General features: G+C 62.7%; 17 protein-coding genes and 2 pseudogenes. 4 read left to right on the forward strand and 15 right to left on the reverse strand.

From position 1 onward, the window contains the following. Nucleotides 1-167 precede the first annotated feature (167 nt). From AC0YKC_RS10830 to AC0YKC_RS10845, 4 genes are all read right to left on the reverse strand, one after another. Entirely contained in the window at nt 168-1,223 is a 1,056-nt protein-coding gene (locus AC0YKC_RS10830) for a M14 family metallopeptidase (RefSeq protein WP_488511043.1), read from the reverse strand. A gap of 157 nt (nt 1,224-1,380) precedes the next feature. Beyond that, nucleotides 1,381-2,553 carry an MFS transporter gene (locus AC0YKC_RS10835; protein ID WP_488511044.1) on the reverse strand — a complete coding sequence of 391 codons (1,173 nt, stop codon included), beginning with the start codon at nt 2,551-2,553 and terminating at the stop codon, nt 1,381-1,383. A gap of 131 nt (nt 2,554-2,684) precedes the next feature. Continuing rightward, nucleotides 2,685-4,061 (reverse strand): FAD-containing oxidoreductase, encoded by a 1,377-nt coding sequence (locus AC0YKC_RS10840; protein ID WP_488511045.1) that lies wholly within the window; start codon nt 4,059-4,061, stop codon nt 2,685-2,687. Beyond that, nucleotides 4,058-4,519: a DUF4126 domain-containing protein gene (locus AC0YKC_RS10845; protein ID WP_488511046.1), complete on the reverse strand. Its 462-nt coding sequence runs from the start codon at nt 4,517-4,519 to the stop codon at nt 4,058-4,060. The genes AC0YKC_RS10840 and AC0YKC_RS10845 overlap by 4 nt, the downstream gene beginning before the upstream one ends. 143 nt (nt 4,520-4,662) lie before the next feature. On the opposite strand from AC0YKC_RS10845, the gene AC0YKC_RS10850 reads away from it, so the two are divergent. Next, nucleotides 4,663-5,220 (forward strand): sugar O-acetyltransferase, encoded by a 558-nt coding sequence (locus AC0YKC_RS10850; RefSeq protein ID WP_488511047.1) that lies wholly within the window; start codon nt 4,663-4,665, stop codon nt 5,218-5,220. Here the strand turns inward: AC0YKC_RS10850 and AC0YKC_RS10855 are convergent. Then, a pseudogene (locus AC0YKC_RS10855) lies at nt 5,207-5,689 on the reverse strand (helix-turn-helix domain-containing protein); the annotation flags it as partial. The gene AC0YKC_RS10850 and the pseudogene AC0YKC_RS10855 sit on opposite strands and share 14 nt — an antisense overlap. A 128-nt stretch (nt 5,690-5,817) precedes the next feature. Continuing rightward, nucleotides 5,818-9,843: an autotransporter domain-containing protein gene (locus tag AC0YKC_RS10860; RefSeq protein ID WP_488511048.1), complete on the reverse strand. Its 4,026-nt coding sequence runs from the start codon at nt 9,841-9,843 to the stop codon at nt 5,818-5,820. A gap of 435 nt (nt 9,844-10,278) precedes the next feature. Here AC0YKC_RS10860 and AC0YKC_RS10865 point away from each other — a divergent pair. Then, nucleotides 10,279-10,508 (forward strand): annotated as a pseudogene (locus AC0YKC_RS10865) (LbetaH domain-containing protein); the annotation flags it as partial. A gap of 20 nt (nt 10,509-10,528) precedes the next feature. Here AC0YKC_RS10865 and AC0YKC_RS10870 read toward each other — a convergent pair. Next, nucleotides 10,529-11,524: a helix-turn-helix domain-containing protein gene (locus AC0YKC_RS10870; protein ID WP_488511049.1), complete on the reverse strand. Its 996-nt coding sequence runs from the start codon at nt 11,522-11,524 to the stop codon at nt 10,529-10,531. Between the two features lie 125 nt (nt 11,525-11,649). Between AC0YKC_RS10870 and AC0YKC_RS10875 the strand changes: the two genes are divergently transcribed. Beyond that, entirely contained in the window at nt 11,650-12,291 is a 642-nt protein-coding gene (locus AC0YKC_RS10875; protein ID WP_488511050.1) for a cysteine hydrolase family protein, read from the forward strand. 396 nt (nt 12,292-12,687) lie between these two features. After that, nucleotides 12,688-14,004, forward strand: coding sequence for a hypothetical protein (locus tag AC0YKC_RS10880; RefSeq protein ID WP_488511051.1), 1,317 nt, complete (start codon nt 12,688-12,690; stop codon nt 14,002-14,004). A gap of 66 nt (nt 14,005-14,070) precedes the next feature. Here the strand turns inward: AC0YKC_RS10880 and AC0YKC_RS10885 are convergent, their stop codons facing one another. The 8 genes from AC0YKC_RS10885 to AC0YKC_RS10920 form a co-directional block, all read right to left on the reverse strand. Further along, nucleotides 14,071-15,750, reverse strand: coding sequence for a formate--tetrahydrofolate ligase (locus AC0YKC_RS10885; RefSeq protein ID WP_434723746.1), 1,680 nt, complete (start codon nt 15,748-15,750; stop codon nt 14,071-14,073). 318 nt (nt 15,751-16,068) lie between these two features. Then, entirely contained in the window at nt 16,069-17,193 is a 1,125-nt protein-coding gene (locus AC0YKC_RS10890; RefSeq protein ID WP_488511052.1) for a DUF2333 family protein, read from the reverse strand. Between the two features lie 102 nt (nt 17,194-17,295). Next, complete coding sequence (locus AC0YKC_RS10895; protein WP_320293332.1) at nt 17,296-18,594, reverse strand: DUF6638 family protein; 1,299 nt, start codon at nt 18,592-18,594, stop codon at nt 17,296-17,298. A 261-nt stretch (nt 18,595-18,855) separates the two neighbouring features. Further along, on the reverse strand, nt 18,856-20,766 hold the full coding sequence (locus AC0YKC_RS10900; RefSeq protein WP_488511053.1) for an AAA family ATPase: 1,911 nt from the start codon (nt 20,764-20,766) through the stop codon (nt 18,856-18,858). Nucleotides 20,767-20,768: 2 nt separating this feature from the next. After that, nucleotides 20,769-21,614: a Fic family protein gene (locus tag AC0YKC_RS10905; protein ID WP_488511054.1), complete on the reverse strand. Its 846-nt coding sequence runs from the start codon at nt 21,612-21,614 to the stop codon at nt 20,769-20,771. Further along, nucleotides 21,607-22,752: a hypothetical protein gene (locus AC0YKC_RS10910; RefSeq protein ID WP_488511055.1), complete on the reverse strand. Its 1,146-nt coding sequence runs from the start codon at nt 22,750-22,752 to the stop codon at nt 21,607-21,609. Before AC0YKC_RS10910 ends, AC0YKC_RS10905 begins: the two co-directional genes overlap by 8 nt. A gap of 136 nt (nt 22,753-22,888) precedes the next feature. After that, entirely contained in the window at nt 22,889-23,977 is a 1,089-nt protein-coding gene (locus AC0YKC_RS10915; protein WP_488511056.1) for a hypothetical protein, read from the reverse strand. Between the two features lie 279 nt (nt 23,978-24,256). Further along, nucleotides 24,257-24,646 carry a c-type cytochrome gene (locus tag AC0YKC_RS10920; protein ID WP_488511057.1) on the reverse strand — a complete coding sequence of 130 codons (390 nt, stop codon included), beginning with the start codon at nt 24,644-24,646 and terminating at the stop codon, nt 24,257-24,259. Nucleotides 24,647-24,715 lie beyond the last annotated feature (69 nt).

Here is a 24,715-nt window from a genome sequence, read left to right on the forward strand (position 1 = left end):
CATTCCGTTGCGGCCACCCTCTACTTTCACGCGCACACGCACGAACAGGCCGCTGTCAGCGAGCCCACCACCAAACGGTCTTGTTCGAACGCATGTTCATGGCGACTCCCATAGCGGCGAATGGAGGTCGGTGCAACTGGATTTCACGTGCACGGAAGACAGAGGCTTCAGTCTTCCAGCGTACCGGAACGCGCGTCGCCGCTCCTGCCGTCGCCGGCCAGCTTCAAAAGATCCTCGCCGGTACGGATGATGCGGCGGGAGCGGCGGGTCAGGATGAAGCCCGACTGAGGGGCAAATACTTCCGTGCGGCCGCCGGTCTCGCCGGGCGCATGCACGATCGTCGCCAGCCTGTCGCCTTTCTTGACGCGGTCGCCGGGTTTGACGTCGTAGAGGATAGCGCCGGACTTGGGCGAGGGCATCATGTCGATGTTTTCCAGCGGCACGACCGGCCCGGAAAATGTCTCGAATTTGGGCATGGACGAGTCCTGGACGACGCCTCGCGCCACCAGCAGGCGATAGAGTCCCGCGGCATCGGACGCGGCCAGGGCGCCGTCGACATCGAGCATGCCGCGATATTCGACCGTGGTGACGGCGCGGCGGTCGAAGCGCGAGACGCTCGCAGGCACGTTCTGATAGGGCATGATCGAGGCGCCTTCGAAGGTGCCGGTGCTGTCCTCGCTCCACAGCAGGACGGCTTCGGCGCCCATGGCGGCGGCGCAGTCGGCCATATGCGGCCACAGGCTGGTGTGGATGTAGAGATAGGCAAGGCCTTCGTCGTCGCAGTGGAGGTCAAGGACGATGTCGTTGCCGAGCGAGAGCTGGACAAGCCGGTTCTTCAGCCGGCGATCGGCGCCGCCGAGGCTGACATCGGGCAAGAGCCGCGCGTCGGGCGCGGCAAGCAGCGGAAATGAGCGGTTGAAGTTGGTGCGGGTGCCGAGATTGAAGCGGCCCTGATGCTCGCCGAAATGATATTGCGCGCGGCCGATCGGGTTGGCCCAGGGCACGATGGTGATCGGACCCTTGATGCGGCCCTCGGCCTCGGCCTTGGCCAGCATCGGCATCAGCGCGTCGATGGCGACAACGCCCGGCAGTTCGCCCGCATGCAGCGCCGCCTGCAGATAGGCGGAAGGAGCCGCCTTGTCCTTGCCCTCGAAGCGGAAGACCGGAAATTCGTAAGCGACGCCCTCGCTGTCGCCGGCGATGCGTTCGATCGTCTTCTGCATGGGGTACCTCCAATGGAGGGCCAGACATGCATGTTTGCGGCAGGACTGTCGAGTGGTCCAGACGGGCCGGCCCGTCGGGGCAGAAGCTGGCTACGGCGAAGATGCCGAGCCCGCTACGGCGAAGATGCCGAGCCCGCTACGGCGAAGACGCCGAGCGTTATTCAGCCGGTTGCGGCTGCAGGAGAGTTCGGCGGTCGAGCGCCTGCGACAGCATGGCCACCGCGACGGCCAGAAGCGCGAGCGCCGCGCCCACCAGCGGCAGATTGGCGTAGGATACGCCCCAGGAAATGGCGAGGCCGCCGATCCAGGCGCCGCCGGCATTGCCGACATTGAAGGCGCCCTGGTTGAGCGTGGCGGCAAGGTTCGGTCCTTCGGCGGCCGCCTCGACGACACGGATCTGCAGCGGCGGCACGACGATGAAGATCAGCATGCCCCACAGGAAAACGATGGCGACAGCCACGCTGGCGATGGCGCCGAGCTCGGTGAAGACGAGGAACAGCAGGGCCATGGCGAGCAGCGTGGCGATCACCGTCGGCATCAGCTTCCAGTCTGCCAGCCTGCCGCCGATGACGTTGCCGATGGTCATGCCGGCGCCGAACAAGAGCAGCACCCAGGTGACGGTCGCCGTCGACAGGCCGGAGACGTCGGTGAGGTAAGGCTTGATGTAGGTGAAGACGGCAAACAGGCTGGCGGAAGCGAGCGAGGCGATCAGCATCGCCAGCCAGACCTGCAGCTTGCCGAGCACGCGCAGTTCGCCGACCAGGCCGCCGCCGCTGGGTTTGGCGACATCCGACGGCACCAGCCAGGCGATGGCTGCGACCGAGATCAGGCCGATGCCGACGACGGCGAGGAAAGTCGCGCGCCAGCCGAAAGCCTCGCCAAGCGCCGTGCCGGCGGGAACGCCGAGGATGTTGGAGAGCGTCAGGCCGGCGAACATCAGCGCGATGGCGCTCGCCCGCTTGTTGCGCGGCACGAGGCCCGCCGCAACCACCGAGCCGATGCCGAAGAAGGCGCCATGGCCGAAAGCGGTGAACACGCGCGCCGCCATCAAGAGCCAATAGTTCGGCGCGATGGCGCAGAAGATGTTGCCGATGACGAACAGCGTGGCAAGGCCGACAAGCACCGGTTTGCGCGGCAGGCGGGCGGTTGCCATGGCGACGATCGGCGCGCCGAAGACCACGCCCAGAGCATAGCCGGTGACCAGCAGGCCGGCCGAAGGGATCGAGACGCCGAGGTCTCCAGCGACTTCCGGCAGAAGACCCATGATGACGAATTCGGTAGTGCCGATGCAGAAGGATGCAATGGCTAGCGCTAGGATCGGCAGCGGCATGGGATGTCCGGACTGAATCGGTTCAAAAATCGAAACTGGCTTTGGGCATGCCCCCACACAAGCGACATTGTCGCAATGCAGCAATGCAGAAAGGCGAGGGCGACCCTTCGCCACCGGCCGACGGGCCAGCCTCAGGTCAGCGGCTTAAGCTCCTGGGCGATTGTGGGGAGCAACTCCGAGACATTGGGGTGAATGTGCATCGCCCGCGCGAGCGTCGAGATCGGCGCCTTGGCATACATGAGGTCGAGCACGCAGTGGATCGCCTCGTCGCCGCCTGGGCCAAGCACGGAGCAGCCGAGGATCTCGCCTGTGTCGGCATCGGCCAGGATCTTCATGAAGCCTTGCGTCTCGCCCTTTTCGACGGCGCGGCCGACACGCGTCATCGGCCGCTGGCCGACCAGCGCGCGGCGGCCGGATTTCTTCACCGCGGCCTCCGTCATGCCGCAGCGCCCAAGCGGCGGATCGATATAGAGCGCATAGGCTTCGATGCGGTCGCTGACCTTGCGCGGATCGTTGTCGAGCAGGTTGGCGGCGACGATCTCGAAGTCGTTGTAGGAGGTGTGGGTGAAGGCGCCCTTGCCGTTGCAGTCGCCCATCGCCCAGATGCCGGGCACATTGGTGCGCAACTGGTCGTCGACGACGACGAAGCCGCGCTGATCGACTGCGATACCGGCCTTGTCGAGGCCAAGATCGTCGGTGTTCGGAACGCGGCCGAGCGCCAGCAGCACGTGCGAGCCGACCGCCGCCGGCTTGTCGGCGGCGAAGGTGACGGCGACGCCGCTGCCTTGTTTGGCGAAGCTGATGTCGCCGGCGCCGACATGAACGGCGATGCCCTCGTTTTCGAGGATCGACAGGATGGCCGCGGAGGTGTCCTCGTCCTCGCGGCCGGTCAGCCGCGGCGCCTTCTCGATCACCGTGACCTCGGAGCCGAAGCGGCGGAACATCTGCGCGAATTCGAGCGAGATGTAGCTGCCGCCGACGACGATCAGATGGCTGGGCAGCACATCGAGATCCATCATCGAGGAGTTGGTGAGATAAGGGATATCGTGGACACCGGGCAGGTCGGGCACAGAGGCGCGGCCGCCGGTGTTGAGGAAGATCTTCGGCGCGGTGAGCAGCTCGTCGCCGACGCGCACCGTATTGGCGGATTCGAAACGCGCATGGCCGCGATAAAGCGTGCAGCCCTCCATGCCGGCGATCCAGGTCTCCAGCCCGGTGCGGGAAGCACCCGACACCTTGTCCTTGCGCGCCTTGATCGCCTTGTAGTCGACGCCGACCTCACCGGAAACGGTCACGCCATAATCGGCGGCGCGACGAGCAAGATGGGCGGCATAGGCGCTCGCCACCATCGTCTTGGTCGGGATGCAGCCGGTGTTGACGCAAGTGCCGCCGACCAGCTTGCGTTCGATCAGCGCCACCTTCATGCCGGCCGCGTCCAGCCGGCCGGCGAGCGGGGTGCCGGCCTGTCCGGCGCCGACGACGATGGCGTCGAAAGCTTTCGCGCTCATGCCACCGCCGCCACGATCAGCAGCCCGCCGATGACCGCCACCGCGTCCTCGATGAAGGCGGCGGGCGGATCCTTGCCGAAGGCGGCGGCCAGCCTGCCGCGGACCTCGGCGCCGCCCAGCGTGCCGATCACCGCGCCGATGGCGCCTGCCACCAGCCCGCCGATGGTGGCGCCGGCCGTGACGCCGATCACCGCGCCGGAGAAGGCGCCGGTCACGATGCGGGCGCCGAATTGCTGCGGCACCTTGCGGCTCGGCGTCGACGGCAACTGGTCGGTGACCAATTCGACGATCGCCAGGATGGTGAAGATGCCGACGGCGATCCAGTGGCCCATGAAGCTCGCCCAGGTGCCTGTGACCGGCAGCCAGCCGAGATACGAACCCCAGGCCACGGCAGCCGGCGCGGTCATGGCGCGCAGGCCGGCAACGACGCCTATCAGCAGTGCAAGAATGTAAAGCATGATCGACCCCCTCAAATGAGACCGTCGCATGGTCTCGCAACCGCAGGCTAGCATAGGCCAGGCGTTTGGCCACGGGGCTTTTGTCTGACAATCGATTATGCTTTGGCGATTATGCTTTGGCAGCAGACTCCGGAGGTGCCGCCATGACGACGAGCGAACGCATGAAGATGGCGGCGGGCGAATGGTACATCTGCATCGACGATGAGCTCGAGGGCTTGCGCGTTGCCGCGCGCGATGCGGTGTTCGAGCACAACAGCCTGACGCCCAGGCAGCGCGGCAATATCGCCCCGGCCTTGCGGGCGCTGCTCGGCGGCGCGGGCGAGGGGGCGCGCATCGAGGCACCGTTCCATTGCGCCTATGGCTTCAACCTCTTCCTCGGCGACGGCGTCTTCCTCAATGCTGGCTGCACCATCCTCGACACCGCGCCGGTGCGCATCGGCAAGGGAACGCTGCTTGGGCCCAATGTTCAGATCTACTGCGCCGAGCATCATCGCGAGCCCTCCGGCCGGCTGGCCGGGCTGGAGATCGCCAGGGCCGTGACGATCGGCGACAATGCCTGGATCGGCGGCAGCGCGGTGATCCTTGCCGGCGTCAGCATAGGCGAGGGCGCCATCGTCGGCGCCGGCGCGGTGGTGACGCGCGACGTGGCGGCGAACACCACCGTCGTCGGCAACCCGGCACGGGTCGTTACGAGAGGCTGAGCCCGCCTGGCGCCTGGGTGCTTCGGGAAAACTCGCGCCGGTAGCGCATCGGCGAGGTTCTGAGCCGCGCGGCGAAATGCTGGCGCAGCGGCGTGGCGCTGCCGAAGCCGGCTTCGAAGGCCACCATGTCCATCGATTTGTCCGTCTGCTCCAGCAGCCTCTGCGCCAGTGCCACGCGCTGGTCGGCGAGCCAGTCGCCGAAACTGGTGCCGATCGAGTTCTGGAAGCGGCGCGTGAAGGTGCGGCGCGTCAGGCCTGCCGTGTCGGCGACGCTGTCGAGACTGTGCGTTTCGCCGAGCGTTGCCCGCACCTTGTCGAGAGCGCGCGTGAACCGGTCGGCGTTCGGCGTCGGCGCGACCGGGCGCTCAATGAACTGCGCCTGGCCGCCCTGCCGGTGCGGCAAGAGCACGACGTGGCGGGCAAGGCGAAGGGCGACCTCCGCGCCGTAGCGGGCGCGCCTGATCCGCATTCCGGGTACGAGGGGCGCCTCCCGCGAAGTGGCGCCCTTCCGCGCTGATCGGCACGCGCCACCATATCTTGTGACGCGGTAGAATTAGGCAGAAACCGTTAAAATTGATCGGTCCATCAAGATCGTTCTTAGAACTTGATGGTGAGATTTGTTTTGACCGTGTGGGCGTTGAAGCCATTGCCGATCTGCCCGTTGTGGGAAAGGCCCAGTTTGGCGTTCGTTGCCAGATCGACATCGAAACCAGCTTCAAACACCAGCGCATCTTTGGCAATCGGCGAGCCCCTGTTGACGAAGATGTCACCACCTTTGAAGGCAAGGGCGGCTTCCGGCGTCACGTGGCCGACGGCATGGCGCCAGCCGATCATGCCTGATGCCGTGGCTCTCGTGCCGCCAAGCGAGAAGTGATGCGAGGCGCGCAGGCCGAGTGTCGTCGTTGTGACATCGGTGGAACTGCCGGAACCGGACAGACCGTAGGGACCGGAGTTTGTCTCCGCGAAGCCGTCAGTACTCAGATGCGTATAGGCGGCACCAACGAACGGTTCGAGGACCGCAAAGGCAGTATCGATCGTGTAGCCGGCTTCTCCAAAGATCTGCACGCTATCGCCACCGTAATTGGCTTGAGCGCTATATCCCGCGACACTGCGCGTTGTGTCGATGTCATGGCGGGCGTAGGCGGCACCGAAGCTGAGCCCAATCGCATCCCATCGCGTGCCGCCATAGACGCCGATCTGGTAGCTGTCGATGTTGGCAGAAGACGCCGCACCAAAGAGGGCGGTGTTAGCATAGCCGACCAGGAACCCCAGCCGCCAGTCGTTGGCGATGAAGCCGTCGGCACCGGTGAGGAAGCCGCCGATCTTCCGGTCAAGTTCGGCAGCGTTGCCGTCGCTGCCGATACTTGCCCACGATCCGTAAGCCTGAGCCCAGTTGGTGGGGGCAATCCCGGTATCATTGCTGGCATCCGTTGCTGCCGTCGTGGTGACGATGCCGCCCAGCGTGGCGCGCACCCGGGCGCTGGCGGCATCACGCACAATGCGGCCATCCTCGATCAACACGCCTTTGAGCGAGGCGTGGATATCGCCCGACAGCGCTGCGAAGGTCGAAGCCGGGTCGTCATCGATCGTCGAAGCCAGGATCGCATCATAAATCGGATTGCCGGCACCAAGCGATTCAATGCCGCTTGCAGTCTCCTGCTGGTTGAAGGTGCGTCCGACATCGGCAAAGGCAACACGGTTGAGCGTCAGCGTGACATCACCGGGATGATAGGCGAGATCGGTGCCGATGAAGGTGTAGTAGGATTGCGCGCCCGCGAAGGTGCCCTCGACACCGCCTGCAGCGGTCAGGATAGTGTAAGTCTGGCCCACCAGCGTATCCATGACCGCCTGGGTGAGCACAGGCGCTTCCGGGGTGACCATGACAACACCGCCGAGCAGCGTCGCTTTGCCGTCGACGGCAAGCTTGTCTGAATTGCCGTCCCCATCCACCTCGACCAGCAGGCTGCTGCCCTTCTCCAGTTTGGCGTCACCGCTGACCGAGAGCGTACCGATAGAATTGCCCGGCGATACCCAGCCGCCGTCCTTGGCCACCAGCGCCCCGACACGGCCGACACCGCCCAGTGTGCCGGCACTGTTGACGGTCACCGTCGACACAATCGAGCCGTCGACCGCCAGCAGGCCACCATTGACCAACGTGTCGCCGCCATAGGTGCTGTCACCCGTCAGCCGCAGCGAGCCAGGTCCGAGCTTCAACAACCCGCCAGGTGTGTATGTCTTCGTTAAAAGGGCATCGATAACAGGTTGTGTTGCGTTGTATTCAGCAATGGCCCGGCCGACGCGCTCTACTGCGATATTTTCAGCCAGCTTGCCGTCAGATGTGGTGGCCAGAAATTCAGCGTATTTTGCGGCTCCATTCCCTTCGTATTGCCATAATATATTCTCAACGCCTACGTTCAAGAACCTTCGATAAATCTCTTTGGCAACAGGGTCAGCATCAACAGCAGCCAAGGCCGCTTTAAGCAGCTCACTCGGGTTAAACCAATCATCGCTCGTATTGGTGGCCGCAGCGAAAACCGAGTCGATTAACTGGCGTGCTGCAGGCATCGCAGCAAGAATTGGGTCTCTGACGCCCGAGAGAATTTCGTCTGCCGAAGTCGCGTTCTCGATGCCGAGGGCGACTTTACGAAGATTCCAGGCTTCAATCCGGGCCTTGGCAGCGTCCGATTCATCGGTGATGTCGTTGTTCCATGTATCCGCGTTGCAAGATGAGTGCTTTTTTTCACCCAGGGCAAAACCGACATCCCGACAAACCGATCCGGGTTGCGTCGTCATCGCCGCCTTTTCGCCAGCCAGCTCGGCAATAAAAACGCCTCTGAGCACGGTCGGCCCATTCATGGCCTTGCGCATGTCTTCGACATCCCAGCCCATCCAGTCCTTAACGCCGGAACCATCGACAAGATGATCCGCGCCGGGTTCGCCGCTGATATCGATAAATCTATGGCGGGATGTGTCCATCAGGACATCCATCGCCTGTTGTCCGTCGAAGTAGGGGAACCGGTCCCGCACCCAATAGGAGGAAAGTTCCTGCGAGATAGGAATGAGATTTTCCAGTCCCGCTGTCTCAACCGGAATGACCTTTCCGTCCGGACCCAGAATCTGGCCACGCCATGAAATCAACCCCATGACGGGGAAAGTCTTCGACATGCCGGCATTGATGAAATCGGACGACAATCCCTTCTTTGCCGAAATGTCGTTCCAGTTGGCAACGAAAAGCCCGTCCGGCAGAATGCCGGTGGCAACATACTGGTCGATCGCCTTCTGAAACTGCCGCCCTGCCTCGGCTGGGTCCAATCCCTCCCGCGTATATCCATACCGGCCCAGCGTCGGCACGAAATAGTAATAGGGCGTGACGAGGTCGACCCATTTGACATCTTTGTCTGTTATCGCGTTATCGTGCCAGTTTTGCAGAACGATATTTGGATTTATCCCGGCATATTTCCCTGAACGTTCAAAACTCCATACGCGAATAGAATTGAAGCCATCCGGATTTGCATCGGATTTCGCGATCCTGTCATAAAGTAGGTTCAGATATTTCGTTGTTTGGGCACGCGAGTTATCCGATTCATCGCCGCCGAGATGAAAAACACCTGATTTGAACCAAGGTCGGAACTCATTGATGACGCCAACCACATAATCGGCGACGACCTGGAGTTTCTCGTCACTGCTAATATCGAAGGCACCGTACGCACCACCAAGCCATGGCAGGTCGGGATTATCCTGGTTGAACGCCCTCGAATGGCCGGGCGTGTCGATTTCCGGAATGATTGTCACCCCATATCGCGCGGCGGCCTCTTCGAGCCTGGCCCAATCCTCCTTCGTGTAAAACTTGCCATCCGGCGGCGTCAGTCCCGGATAGTTGTCACTCTGGAGACGGAAATATCCGAGTCCGGCATTGTCATTCACATGAAGATGAAGCTCGTTGAGCTTGTTCAGGCTCATCTTTTCCATATAGCCGATAATCTGATCGACGGGCATGAACAGGCGGCCGACATCCAGCATGACCTCCCGGCTCTCGAACGCCGGAAAGTCCAGCCCGGTTCCGCCGGCGATCGTATCATGCCGGCCAACGGACTTGCCGTCCGCCAACAGAAGCTGCGTGATCGTTTGCATGCCCCGCAGCGCGCCAAGGCCGGCATTATATTTGATGGTCAGGCCGTTTTCCCCGGACTGGAACTGATAGCCTTCGTTCAGTAGGTTGTTGCCGATGTCCTTGCTGACAGTGCCCTTGCTCCCCAGCGCTGTCAGCGTCAGCGTATCGGCCTGATCCGCCAGGCTTTGCCGGGTAAGAAAAATATCATTCTTGCCCGGCGTGCCAACAACGACATCCAGTTGCAGGCCCGTGGCATAGCGCAGGTTTTGAACCAAGCCGCGTGGAGCGGTCAGCGTTTCCATCAGGGCCGCGTCGTTGACATCCAGGACGATGCGGCTCGTGCTGTCCGGTTTGAAATCGGTATCGCCCCTGACAATTTGCTGGAACGCACTGGTCAATTGCTTGTCGGAAACCTGGGCCTGCGCCGGTGACAGGGCAGTCGTAGCCAGTAGCGCGGGACAGAGACCGATCCGCAGAGCACGCGATAAACCACGTAACTTTATCTGATTCATAGCATTCCCCCTGTTGTTTTTGACCGTCGAGCGCCCATTGGGCGAGATGCGCCATTGATGCGCATTGGGCGTTATTTCTTTACGCAACCTCAAAAAGTGGTATTTAATTGGTAGCGTCAATTTTGCAACTTAAGGTAAAGAAGACATCAATCACGTGCACATTTCAAGCGTTTTCTCGTGATTGTTCGAAGATTCTGCGAAATTTTAGCTGTTTGGAGGCGCGTATAGATACCACTTGTCCAAAATATAATACCACTTGGCCAGAGGTGGTTTGCGCATCTTGAAAGGCAGAAACAGAGGCCTTCTGCGTTGAACCGGGGCGGCGTCACCGCTCCACTCGCGGATGCGCCTCGAGGGCAATCCGCTTGTGCCGCAGCGGGTGATGTCGACGGCCGATGAGCACATAACGGTCGTCGAACCCAGCCCGCATCGGCAGGGGCAGGCTTGCAGATCTATTGCGCCGAGCATCACAAGGAGGCCGCAGGCGGGCTGGCGGGACCGGAGATCGCCAGGCCTTTCGAGATCGGCGACAATCTTGGATCGGCGGCAGCGCGATTCGCGGCGTTAGCATCGGCGAGGGCGCCATCGTCGGCGCGGTGGTGACGCGCGACGTTGCCGACAACCGCACGGTCGTCGGCGATCCGGCGCTGCCGACAAGGGAGGCTGAGCAAATCGTCCGGTCGGATCAGCGCGAGGAAGCGCGGGCGCGGCGCTCGCCTGAACCACCTCGCCTTGAGAATTCGCGCCGATATTGCAAGGGCGAGGTCTTGAGCCGCGCGGCGAAATGCTGGCGCAGCGACGTGGCGCTGCCGAAGCCGGCTTCGAAGGCCACCATGTCCACCGATTTGTCCGTCTGCTCCAGCAGCCTCTGCGCCAGTGCCACGCGCTGGTCAGCGAGCCAGTCGCCGAAACTGGTGCCGATCGAGTTCTGGAAGCGGCGCGTGAAGGTGCGACGCGTGAGGCCTGCCATGTCGGCGACGCTGTCGAGACTGTGCGTTTCGCCGAGCGTTGCCCGCACCTTGTCGAGAGCGCGCGTGAACCGGTCGGCGTTCGGCGTCGGCGCGACCGGGCGCTCAATGAACTGCGCCTGGCCGCCTTGCCGGTGCGGCGAGAGCACGACGTGGCAGGCTAGCCGAAGGGCGGCTTCCGCGCCGTAGCGGGCGCGCACGATGTGCAGGCAGCAATCGAGCCCGGCGGCGACGCCGGCGGAGGTGATGATGTCGCCGTCGTCGACATAGAGCACGTCGGCATCGATCGCGAGGTCGGGATGCAGCGCCTGCAACCGGTCGGTATAGGCCCAGTGGGTGGTCGCCTTGCGTCCGGCCAGCAATCCGGCGCCGGCAATGGCGAAGGTGCCGAGGCACAAGCCGACGATCAGCGCGCCGCGCCGATGCGCGCGTTGCAGCGCCTCCTTGAACGGCGCGGCCAGGGGATCCTCGAGATCCTTCCAACTCGGGATGATGACGATGTCGGCCTCGTCGAGCGCCGAAAGCCCATGCGGCACGACGATGCTCAGCCCGGCATCGGTATGAATGGGTCCCTCCTCCATCGCGCAGACGCGGAAGTCGAAGCGCGGCAGGCCAAGCTTGGTGCGGTCCGCGCCGAACACCAGGCAAGGCACGGAGAGATGGAACGGGCTGATGCCGTCGAAGGCGACGGCGGCGATGATCGGGTTCTTCATGGCAAGCATTGATCCGTTGAGAGCTGATTGTCCCAATTCTTTCGAGTGATGTCAATCGGGCCACTTTCTGGAGCTGAAGCAGCCGGCTAGCTTTGGCCCATCAACCCGGTCGAAAGGAAACCGCCATGTCCGCACCAGCCACCCAGCCACGCCGCGCGCTTGTCGTCGTCGATGTCCAGAACGACTACAATGGCGGCAATCTCGCCATCCAGCATCCGCCCTTCGCCGAGAGTGTCGCCAATGTCGCGCGCGCCATGGATGCCGCCGCGGCGGCCGGCATCAAGGTCGTCGTCGTCAAGCAGATGGCGCCCGAGACCTCGCCGATCTTTGCCAAGGGCAGCCATGGTGGCGAGCTGCATCCCGAGATCGCCAGGCGCGGCCGCGACCACTATGTCGAAAAGACGCTGCCTTCGGCCTTCACCGGCACGGATCTCGAAGCCTGGCTGCGCGCCAACGCCATCGATACGATCGTGGTCGTCGGCTACATGACCCACAATTGCGATCTGTCGACCATCATCCACGCGGTGCATATGGGCTTTGCCGTCGAGTTCCTTTCGGATGCCAGCGGCTCGGTGCCCTATGCCAACAGCGCTGGCTATGCATCGGCCGAGGACATACACCGGGTGGTGAGCGTCGTCTTGCAGTCGCGCTTCGCCGCGGTGCTGAAGACCGCCGACTGGATCGATTGCCTGAAGACCGGCGCCCTGCCTGAGCGCGACACGATCTACGCTTCGAACCAGCGTGCCTTGCAGCGGAACGCCGCCTAGCTGGAACCGCTTCGAACGGGAAGGCGCCGCGAGGATACGGCGCCTTTTTTTTGGCGCGCCAACTATCCAGGCAAAGCGTGAGCCATTTCACGGACGTCGCTCCGGTATTTTCCGAAAGTCGCCGCGCATGTGAGTAAGCGCGGTTGGCTTTTGGGGGCTGGATTGAAGGCGCGCGTTGCACGAACCCTGGTCGTTCTGGCTCTCGCCGTCGGCGCGGCGGTGCTGCCGTGGCCCGCTCTCGCGCAAGTTCCGCCGCACGCGCCGGGGACGATCTGCATCACCCAATTCTTCTGGTGCTGGGCGCAGCCACCCGGGCCGCCCGGCTATCCCTGCGGGTGCCCGTCGCAATATGGCTTCGTGCCGGGTTATCTGGGCTAGTCGTCGGAGGGGAGCGCGATGACGACGACATCCCACGATCCTCTCGTCTCCGGCTTGCTTGCCGACGCCAAGCTGGTTGCCGGCTACGGCCGCTACGGCGTGTTCAAGGACAGCGCGCTCTTCGCCGCGATCGGCGATGCGGAAAAGCTCAATGACGCGACGGCAAGCCAGCCCGAGGTCGTCAAGCTTCAGACGGTGCTCAACGACTGCTCCAACACCGTGCCGTTTTCCACCCTGGCTGCGCTCCGCACCGGCTGGTCGCCCGGCGACATGTCGCGGCGCTCCGCGCTCGCGACCTATTTTCTCATCGCCCTGTCGGTGACGATGATGATCGTCATCGGCAAGCTGACCTATGTCTACAACAGGGGCGTTTCGATCAACACGGAGCTGCAGGAGATCGACAACAACGAGTTCAGTGCTCGGTTCGGGCAGTCGATCCGGCAGGTCTGGGCGACGAAGAAGCAATTGAGCTCGGCCGCCGCCAAGCAGGCGTCGACGACCGACCTGACGCTTCTGAAGGATGCCTATTACAATTCCGTCGACAGCCTGCATTCGCTCGACCAGCGGTTCTCCTCGCTGCTGGTGCGGGCGCAGGGATTCATGACGCAGGAGGCGCCCTTTCCGCTCTGGGGCATGCAATGGGCCTATTGCAAGCTTTCGGCTTCGGCGGCCAAGGCGGGGGCGCCGCTTGATTTCTCGAACCCCAGGCAGATGGCCATAGACCAGTTCTGCGGCCAGCAAATCGCGCTGGCGCAACAGCAGAGCGGTGCCGAAAACAGCCAACCGCTCAAGCAGTCGGATTTCGATTGCAAGAACAACGGCAACATTCAAGGCGGCATGCAAGTCGTCAGCGCCACCGGCACCGCCGGCCAGACCGAAGATGTGAACGCGGATTTCGACGAGGCGACACGCGATCTGCAGTGCGAAGGCGTCATCACCATCACGCCGAATTCGATTTCGACGCTGACACTGCAGGCCAAGACGCTGAGCGAAGTCCTCAGCCCTTATGCGCTGTGGATCCTGCCCGCGCTTTACGGCGCGCTTGGCGGCATCATGTTCCACATGCGCATGATCCTGAACCCGCTCCTGCCCAATCCGCCGCTGTCGCGGCTCATTCACCGCATCGCGCTCGGCGGGCTTGCCGGCATGATCCTCGCCTGGTTCATGGCGCCCGGCACCAAGCTCGGCGGCGAGGTCACCGGCATAGGCTTCAGCCTGTTCACCTTCGCTTTTCTGTTCGGCTTCAGCCTCGATATCTTCTTCGCCATCCTCGACCAGTTCGTCTCGATGTCGGTCGCCGGCATCAAGAAATTCGGCTCGCCCACGGTGGCGTGAAAAGCTGGCGAAACAAAAGGGCGCCGCGATGATGCGGCGCCCTTTTTCCGTTCAGGTCAGTCTGGCTTAGAACAGGCCTTCGATCTGGCCGGCTTCGTTCAGGAAGATCTTCTCCGACGACGGCTTGCTTGGCAGGCCCGGCATGGTCATGACCTCGCCGCAGATGATGACGACGAAGCCGGCGCCGGCCGAAAGCCTGACCTCGCGCACCGGCACGGTGTGGCCGGTCGGCGCGCCGCGCAGGTTCGGGTCCGTCGAGAAGGAGTATTGGGTCTTGGCCATGCAGACCGGCAGGTTGCCGTAGCCGGCCTGCTCCCAGGCGTGCAACTGGTCGCGCACCGACTTGTCGGCGATCGCCTCGTCGCCGCGGTAGATGCGCTTGACGATGGTGTTGACCTTGTCGAACAGCGGCATCTCATCGGGATAGAGCGGCGAGAACTGCGAGGCGCCGGATTCGGCGATCTCGACGACCTTCCTGGCGAGGTCCTCGATGCCGGCCGAACCCTGCGCCCAGTGCTTGCACAGGATCGCCTCGGCGCCCTGCGCCTTGACGAAATCCTTCATCGCCTGGATCTCGGTGTCGGTGTCGGTGGTGAAGTGGTTGATCGCCACCACCGCCGGCACGCCGAACTGCTTCACATTCTCGATGTGGCGGCCGAGGTTGAGACAGCCCTTCTTGACCGCCTCGATGTTTTCCTTGCCGAGGTCTTCCTTCTTGACGCCGCCGTTCATCTTCATGGCGCGCACGGTGGCGACGATAACCGCCGCCGACGGCTTCAAGCCTGCCTTGCGGCACTTGATGTCGAAGAATTTTTCGGCGCCCAGGTCGGCGCCGAAGCCGGCTTCGGTGACGACATAGTCGGCGAGCTTCAGCGCCGTCGTGGTGGCGACGACCGAGTTGCAGCCATGCGCGATGTTGGCGAACGGGCCGCCATGCACGAAGGCCGGATTGTTCTCCAGCGTCTGCACGAGGTTCGGCTGCATGGCGTCCTTGAGCAGAACCGCCATGGCGCCGTCGGCCTTGAGGTCGCGGGCAAAGACCGGCGACTTGTCGCGGCGATAGGCGACGATGATATCGCCGAGGCGCTTTTCGAGGTCCTTGAGGTCGGTGGCGAGGCACAGGATCGCCATGACTTCCGAGGCGACGGTGATGTCGAAGCCCGCTTCGCGCGGATAGCCGTTGGCGACGCCGCCGAGCGAGCAGATGATCTCGCGCAGCGCCCGGTCGTTCATGTCCATGACGCGACGCCAGGCGACGCGGCGGGTGTCGATGCCGAGCTCGTTGCCCCAGTAGATGTGGTTGTCGATCAGCGCCGAAAGCAAATTATGCGCCGTCGTGATGGCATGGAAGTCGCCGGTGAAGTGGAGGTTCATGTCCTCCATCGGCACCACCTGGGCGTAGCCGCCGCCGGCGGCGCCACCCTTGACGCCGAAATTCGGGCCGAGCGAGGCTTCGCGGATGCAGACGATCGCCTTCTTGCCGATGCGGTTCAGGCCGTCGCCAAGGCCGACCGTGGTGGTCGTCTTGCCTTCGCCGGCAGGCGTCGGGTTGATGGCGGTGACCAGGATCAGCTTGCCGTCCTTGTTGCCCTTCACCGACTTGATGAACTCGGCCGAGACCTTCGCCTTGTCATGGCCATAGGGCAGCAGATGTTCGGTCGGGATGCCGATCTTGGCGCCGATCTCCTGGATTTGTTTTTTCTTCGCGGCGCGGGCGATCTCGATGTCGGACTTCACTTCGGCCATGACGGCTTTCCTCTGGATTGGGCGGTGGAAGGGACGGTTTTGATCAATTGTGCATGTTCGAACGCCGCACGGGCGCAGGGATATTTTCTAACCCTGTCGCGGCCTGGGCGTCAACTTTCATGCAACTATGTTTCCTGTAAAGAAAGAATATTGCTGTTCCCGGCTCGGCCCGCTTCGGGTCTTCGGCGCCCGGTCGCTTGCGGCGTATAGAAGCCAGAGCGGGGGCCGCTTCGCCGTCTCAAAACAGCCGCCTAATACGCGAAAAGCGACAGAGGCGACGGCGCAAATCCGCCATCGCAGTGTTGCTCCAACCCGGCGCTACTGCGTCAGCACGTTGCTGATCTCGACCATGTTGGAGCGCACACGCAGGATGTAGAAGCCCATCGTCGTCAGATGCGTCGGCAACAGCCAGCCATCCTCGCGGCCATTGGCGATGATGAAAGGCTGGATGCGCAGCGCCGAGACGAATTGCTGGTCCATCGTGTCCCACAGGTTCTGGAGGTGCTTCTCCTTGATCACGTCCTCGAAGTCGGCCTGGGCGCCCTTCATCAGGCCGTAATAGGCGTAGAGCTGGCCGTAGGCGAACCAGAAGCGGTCGTCGGCGCGGGTGTCGAACCAGCCATTGTTGTGGTTCTCGGCGCGTTCCTTGAGGATGGCCGAGGTCGAGCCGATGTCCGAAGCGATGCGGTCGATATATTGCTTCAGATTGTCGGCGCGGGCATCGAACGTCGCCTGGCAAGTGGCCAGACGCGCGTTGAAGGAGCGCAGCTTGCGCACCGCGTCGCGATAATAGCTCGGCGTCGGCGTCTTGGGGCCGAACGGATTAAGACCGAAATACCAGGTGTACTCGTCGAACTGCAGATTGCCGCGCGCATCCTGCAGGTCGGCGTCGATCTGCGAGGTGGTGCGCACGCGGCCGAGGTTGTCGGCAAGCTCGGTCGCGGTGCGCCGCACCGCCTGGTTGATGCCGCGCTGGAAGGAGGCCTTGTTGTCCATCCACGGCGTGTCGTCCCAGTCGATGCCGAACAGGCCGAGCTTGTAGAGGATCATCGAGGAGATCCAGGCATTCTGGTTGACGTTGAAGTCCGTCAAATCGGCGGCGACCTGCGCGATCGCCGAATTGCCGCAGGTCTTGGCCGTATCGGTGCCGCTGCCGGCCGCAACCTGCTCGCCGGCCGACACGTTGCGCTTCTCGAACGTGTAGGTGTCGGGATAGTTCGGGTTGAAATTGTTCCACCACTGCGTGGCGTAGAAGAAATTGGCGTAGAGGCCGATCAATACCAGAATGGCAAGGCCGACCACCGCCTTGAGAATCCAGCCGCGCTGTCCGTACCAGCGGCCGACCCACATGAACGGCCACAGGATGACGCCGATGACGAAGCCGATGCCGCGGCCAATCCACTGGAATATCCGGGTGAAGAAGTTCACGATCGGGTCGAGCATGGCTGTGGCACCCCCTTAGCATGATGCCAAAAAGTTGCAGACTTTTTGGACAACATCATGCGCCAAACAAAAAGTTAGAACGAAATGACGGTTCATTTCGTTCTAGTCAGTCAGGCCGTAAAGGCGCGCGCGGAACGCCACCTTGTCCTTCAGATATGTGGTTTTCAGAACGTCCACAACATGGCTTCGCCAGGCGTCGCTGAAGCCGTCATAGTCCTTGTAGAAACCCGGCTTGTTGAAGACGTAGCGCGAAACGAAGTCCTGCGGCACGAAATCCGAAATCAGCTGGTTGGTCAGCCAGGCATCGGGATGATCGGGCTTGGCGCGCACGACCAGGAAGCGCTGGCGCGGCGCCACGTCCTCGATCTTGAGATGACCGAACTGGGCGATCTCGCGCTTGGCGGCATTGAGGAACGGGAAATTGCCGTCGCTTGCGATCAGGTCGGCATGGCCGAGGATCCAGGTCTGCAGCCAGACCTTGTCGACGTCGGTCAGGTTGCGATTGGGCTCGGCGTCGCGGATCAGCGCCCGCACCACCATTTCGGCGCGATGTTCGAGATAGCCGGAAGCTTCGATCCAGGAGGCGCGCGGCAGGTCGAGGCGTCCGGTGGCGGCCAGGAAGCGGAACACCTTGTCGGCGTCGTTAATCGACAGATAGCTGACCTGCCAGGGTCGCGAGCGGCGGAAGCCGGGGGCGGCAGGATCGCAGATGACCGTCGTCATGTCGGGGTCGACGAAGACATAGAGCCCGCCGAAATGGCTGGTCCAGTAGGCGTTGTGGCGGAAGATGACCTGGTCCGGCACCAGCGCGTTCTCGCGGATGTCGCCGCAGACCTTGGCAAGATCGACCATGCGCTCAAGCATGGCGTTGTCGCGCCAGGCGTCGGGCTCCTGCTTCAGCCGGTCGACCAGCTTGCCGAGCTCGGCCGCCTTGCCCAGCACGTCCTCGGCCGACAACACCTTGAACTCGACCTGGTTGATCGACAGCAGGTCCTCGATGTCGTTGACCTTGGGGACCGAGTCCTCGATCTCGCCGTAGATCACGTCCTTGATGGTCAGCGCGTCGATGGCACGCTGGTTCTTCGACATGAACTCGAACATCAGCTGCGAGGTGTTGGAGAAGGCGGTGTGCACCACCGGCAGGTCGATCTGCGACGGCGTCAGGATGATGAAGCGGCGGTTGACCTCGTTGGGGTCGAGATAGTCATAATCGCCACACTCCTCGGCGATTTCGGGCGAGAAGCCGGTGCGGTCGATCTGGAAGCTTTTCAGCTTCGTCGGTTCGAGGCCGAAGGCGGCAAGCGCCTTGTTGTAGCGCTGGATAAGATGCGACTCGTCGATGGTGAGCAGCCGGCCGTAGATCAGCTCGTTGTCGCGCAGGAGGTCGGGCTTTTTCTTCACCTGTCCTTCTCCCCGTTCACGGGGAGAAGGTGCCCGAAGGGCGGATGAGGGGCGGCGCAGCCTTCCCTTCTCCCCTTGTGGGAGAAGGTGTCGCCGAAGGCGACGGATGAGGGGTGTTCCAGGGAACGCGAGCGCCTCACTCCGCTGGAGCACCCCTCATCCGTCTCGGCGCTGTCGCGCCGATCCACCGCACGGGGGCGAGCCACGGGTCTCGCCTCGTCCTTCGGACCCCACAAGGGGAGAAGGGGGCGTTGGCGCAGCTCACGCATTCCACAGCCCCTTCTTCTTCAATTCCTCCATCTCGCGCGCCGCTCTCTCGCGCAGCCTTGCGTCGCGCAGCAACTTCTCCACCGCGGCATCGTCGGACTTGTCGGAATAGCGGAACTCGGAATCGGCGTAGCGGTTGATCTCCTGCATGACCATGTCCATTGAGAATGGTCCGCGCAGTTCCTCGATCATCGCCTTCTTGTCGTCGTAGCTCTTGTGCATGAAGGCTTCCGGCTTCTCGAACCAGTCGTCCGGCAGCTCGATATCCATCGCGCGCATCTTGATGGCGTCGGTAACGTTCTTGATCGCGCGGCCGGTGAAGCGCGGCTCGGCGTCCTTGATCATGTGCAGGTAGGTGCCGACATCGGCCATGGTCTTCGGCGCGCCATTCTCCTTCATGTAGCGCTCATAGACCTTCATCAGCCCGTCTTCCTGCGGCTTCTCGTGTTCTTCATAGGCTTCGCTCACCGCACGCTGGATCTCCTGCGCGGCATAGAGCTCGTGCTTGCCCAGCGGGATCTCGTGGTTCTTGCCGGCGAGCAGCACGAAGATGTCGATATAGTCGTCGCGGGTCTGCGGTCCATCGACCAGCCACCGCGCGCCGGCGCGCTGGCGCAGCGCATCGTCGACATTTTCCGGATAGTTGGAAAACATGCCGAAGGAGCAGTTGCCGCGCACGACCGTCGAGGCGCCGGCGAAGGCGTCCATCAGCACACCGGTTATCTCTTGCTGCCCGGCGGACGCGCGGTCGTCGGAACGGCGCGCGGCCACCTGGTCGATGTCGTCGATGGTGCCGAAGCCGATGACGCGCGGATTGAGCACGTTGTTGATGAACTGCCGGCAGTTCTGGCCCGACTTGCCCTGGTAGGACGAGATCTGGTCGACGCCGAAATTCTCGTAAGCAAAGGGATAGCCGGCGACCTGACAGTAGCCGTTGACGAGGCCGGCGATCATCTGGATCAGCGTCGTCTTGCCGGTGCCCGGCGCGCCGTCGCCGATGAAGGTGAAGAGGAAGCCGCCGAGCTCGACGAAGGGGTTCAGCTCGCGCTCGAAATCATAGGCCATCAGCATCTTGGCCAGCCTGACCGACTGGAATTTGGCGATGTGGTTGCCGACCACCTCTTCCGGTTTCTTGAAGGTCATCACCAGCGGCTTGGATCGCTTGCCGGGCGCGACGTCGAAGCCGTCGAGGGTGAAATCGTCGACGTCGATGCGGATATGCGCATTCTCGAACGGGCCGATGCCGTCGAAGCGACCTTTTCGCGCAAGCAACCCGTCGATGGCGACGCGGGCGAAGGCGTGAGCGCGCGTCATCAGGTCGGCGTCGTCCTTCGAGCCGGCGATCGCCTTGTCGAGACCGGCGACGATCGACTTCACCGCGTCCTGCGGCGTGTCGAACAGGAAGTCGGGCTCGGGACTATCGTTCGGCGCCTCGCCGTCGCTGTCGATCAGCTGGAAGAGATAGGAAGCGAAACTGAAGGCGGAGACGTAGGCCGACGCCGACAGAAGCTTCTTGAAGGCGGCTGCCTCGTCGCCCTCCAGCGGCGCGCGCGCATTTTTCGCCTGCAGGCTTTCAAGGTCTGAGCCTTCGGCGAAGACGTCGGATATGGCGAGCGCGATCGCCAGGCCGCGGCGGGCGCGGTAGAGCAGCGTGTGCTGCGGGATCGTCATCAATTGGTCGTCGGGGTGGATGGCCGCGACCGTCTTCGAGAGCTCGACCTCGCGCGTGCGGCGCACCGAACCGACCGACACCGTCGAGACGAAGCGGCGGTTGGTGCCGGCAAGCGCGGTGCCGGATTCGCGCGAGGGATCCTCCAGCACGACGATGCGGGTGATGAAGCTCTGCGCGGTCGCGCGGTGCTTTTCGATTGCGGCTTCCGAGATCGTGGTCAGCCCGGTGTCCATGATCAGCTCCTCATCGGAATTATCTTGCCGGCACCGACGGACGGATCGCGAGCTTGATGCGCGGCATCGAGATAGAGGTCCAGCGTTTGGTCCAGCCTTTCGAAAAGCAGCCTGTCGAAGGCTGCATGACCGCCGCCGCGCTGGTCGATTTCAAGCGCCGCGATGTAGGCAGGGCGATCTTCGGGGCGGATTGCCACGGGCGGATAGCCGGCGCGCGCCAGCACAAGGTTCATCAACAGCCGCGCCGTGCGACCATTGCCGTCGTTGAAGGGGTGAATGCCAACCAGCCGCCGATGGGCCTCGAAGGCGGTTTGCGGCTTATTGCTTGCCGCGCCAAGCCAGCGGGAGAAAGCTTCCATCAGCGCGGGCACTTCGGTTGGCGTCGGGAAATTGTGAACACCGGCATCGGTGTTCACATAACGGGCGCGATCGGCGTAGCGGCCGGCGATCTCCGGCCTGGAATTCGCGACGACCAGGTGATGCAGGTTGCGGATGTCCGCCTCGATTATCGGAGCGTCGCGTTGGGCAGCGATTTCCAGCACCCAGTTCAAGGCCCGCGCATGATCGACCGCCTCGAGATGGTCCTTGAGGGGCTTGCCGCTGATCGTGATGCCTTTCTCAAGGACCAGGGCGGTCTCGGCCGCGCTCAGCGTGTTGCCCTCGATCGCGTTCGACGTATAGGTGATGTCAATCCGCTGGGTGTGCTCCAAGCCATCCAAGGCACCCGGGCGAGCTTTCTTTTTTAGAGCGTCAAGCTCTCTTTTCTTGGCGAAAACTCTGCCTGCTGGTGTCAATTTTCGCACCTCGCTCGCGCGCCGCGCCTCTGGCCGTGCAAGCATCTCATACATCGCTGATGACCTGTCCGTTGGACAGGACGTGGACCTTGTAGCCGGAAAAGATCTTCTGCGCCTCGCCCGCGGCGTAGAGCGCCTGATAGGCCTCGTGCGGGATCAGCGCGTGGTTCTCGTAGCTCGACACGCCCTGGCGTGCCGCTTCGAGGTCGTCGGTGTTGATGTAAAACTCCTGCGTCGTCTTTTCGCTGGAGAACAGGCCCTTGCGGCCCGGCTTCTCGCTCTTGGAAAAGACCTCCTGGATGGTCCAGGTGAGCAGCCAGGCGTTCTCCGGCTTGCGCACCTTGGCCAGAACCTCGGCCACGGTCGAATTGTTGTCGGTGATGCCGGCCGAGTAGAAAGGCCCAAGCACGACGCGCCGCAATTGCTTGGGATGCAGCGGCTCGAAATCCTTGTCGAGATTGACCGCGATCGTCGCCGGCGACAGCGTATAGGCCGAGTTCTTCTCGGTGAAATCGTCGAAGCGGTGCGCGAGCTCGGGATTGAGCAGGCCGTCGACGGGGAGGGGAATGTCGACCCGCTCGTTGAGCTTGCCGTTCACGTCGACCAGCTGGCGCACCATGCTGTCGGAGGAATCCTCGACTGTCACCATATAGACCAGCGGCAGGTTGGCGCTGCCGTCGAAAGAGGCCCAGTGCACCAGGTAATAGGGCCGCATGGTCTTCGGGTTGATCGAGACCTTCGCCGTCTGCGCCAGGGTGAACGGGCCGAAGGTCTCCTCGCTCTTGACGTCCTCCAGATAGAGCCGCTCGGCCATCGATTTCTGCAGCGCCTCGGGAAACTCCTTGTGGCGCAGGATGAAGTCGGCCATCTCCTCGCGCAGCTCACCGGCCTGCGGGATGTTGGCCAGCCGGGCATCGGCCTGCTGGCGGTCATTTTCCAATTCGAGCAGGTTCTGGAAAACGGGATAGCCGCTCTCGGCGCGCGAAATGCGGAACGTGTCCATGAAGCCGAGCCGGTTGCGCCAGCAGGCAAAGGACTTTTCCAACCGCGCGATATACTCCGCGACGATCCTGGCGACGATGCCGTGCCGGTAAAGCGGCGAGCGGTCGTCGCGCATGAACACTTCCAGCCCGCTCAGCGCCGCCGTGATAGCGGAGAAATAGCGCGCCGCCGCGTCGTTCTCAGGTGTCATGAGGCTGCCGTGGAAATGAAATCAGCGGCGCCGCCCAGGCAGATATTCGTGGGATACCCCACGAATATCTGCCTGGATTTCTTTGTTTTTCGCAGGTTCTGACCGCAAAACCGTGGGACACTTTTGCGGAACCTGCTTAGGACTGCACGTAGTTGGCGGAATTGTGCTTCTTCATCACATCGTCGAAGCGGCGGGCGAAAGCGTCGTCGGCGAGCTTCTTGCGGCGCTGGATGTCGGCTGAAGCCACCATGTTCTTCTCGTGCATTTCGAGCAGATCGCCGATGTGTTTCTGCGAGGCGGCGCCGATGCCGGCCATCGTCTCCTCGGCCGTGTTGTCGACTTGGCTGCCCAGCGTGTTGATCTTGTGGGCGACGTCCTGCTGGGCTGCGGTCTTCAGCGAATCTTCCAGCGCCTTGTACAGGACGATGCGCTGCTCGGTGTCGATGGTCAGCTTGTTGATCAGCGTCGACTGCGCGGCGATCTGGTTGTTGAGCGAATCGACGAAGGTCTGGAACATCGAGGTGTAGCGCTCCAGCGTCTGGCTTTCGGCCAGCAACTCCTGCTCCTTGGCCTGCTTTTCGTTGTATTCGGTCGCCATCTTCGAGCGCTCGCCCTCAAGCTCGGTGCGCTCCTTCTGGGTCGTGGAGGCGGCGATCTTGTTTTCGATGTCGAGAAGCTGCGGGTTGAGCTCCTCGATGCGCTTCTGCACCGCCTCGAGATTGGTCATGGTCACCTTGCGGCGCTCGATCACCTGCGACAGGCTGGCCTCCGAGGTCTTGTAGCGTTGGTCGAGGACCTGCTTCTGCGCCTTCAGGATGCCGACGATGGTGTCGGATTTCGCGAGCAGTTCCTGGAGGTTGCCGGCCAGCGACATGTTGCGGACGCGGTCGGTGCGCATGCGCTGCTTGCGCTGCGCCGAGAAGACGCCGACGAAGTTTTCCCAGCCGGTGTAGTTCTTCATGCTTTCGAATTCGGCGCCGAAGACGTTGGTGGCGTCCTCGAGCCCGATGATCAGGTCGGCGATGTTGCCTTCCATGACCTTCTGCTGCTTCAGCACGTCTTCGATGCGGGCGTTCTCGATGTCGAAATTGGCGTCGCCGATCTTCTTGTCGGCCTGGGCGAGCGTGTCGAGCACGGTGCCGGACTGCTCGATCTTGGTGCGCATGTCCTGCACGACCTGCTTGGTCTTGGCAATTTCGGCATCGAAATTCTGCAATGTCGCCATTGGGGCCTCCCGCTTCGGCATCCGTTTCCGTGTCGTGGCGGCGAATATATGTGGGGCTTCAAGGGATTGAAAGAAGGAAGACAAGGAGATGCGTCAAAACAAAAGAATTGGCTAGGTGCTTGAAAGGCAAGGCAAGCATGCGCATGGCGCCTAGTCATGCGCACCACCATCGAACAGCTTTAGCTGATATGCCTTAGGTCTTGTTTTTGCGAACGGCCAAGGTCATGAAACAACGTCGGCAAATGTCTTGCGGCGGCGATGCCGGGTTCACGGGGTCGATCAGGGCTTGGGGTCGGCCTTGAGATAGGCGATCACGTTGGCGATGTCGTCATCGCTGGTCAGGCCGGTGAAGGCCATTCTGTTGCCTGGAACCTTCTGTTTGGGCGCCTTGAGATATTGAGCGAGGTTGGCGTCGTCCCAGACGAGGCCCGCGGCGCCGGCATCCTTCATGGCTTGCGAATAATGGCTCGCGAAGCTTTCAGCGGAGCCGGCCTTGCGGCCGACGACGCCCATCAGATGCGGGCCGACCTTGTCGCGGTCGCTTGCCGCCTCATGGCAGGCGATGCAGCGGTTGAAGACCTTCTTGCCAAGCGCCGCGTCGCCATCGGCATGCGCGGCAAGGCCGCCGGCGAGCAGGAAAAGGGCGGCGCACGAGATGGCTCGAAACATGACGGGGTCTCCGGCTGGTTCTGGCTGACGACAGAAAATAGGGCGCGGGCCTTAACAAAGACATCATGG

The sequence above is a fragment of the Mesorhizobium sp. CNPSo 4661 genome (assembly GCF_057784215.1).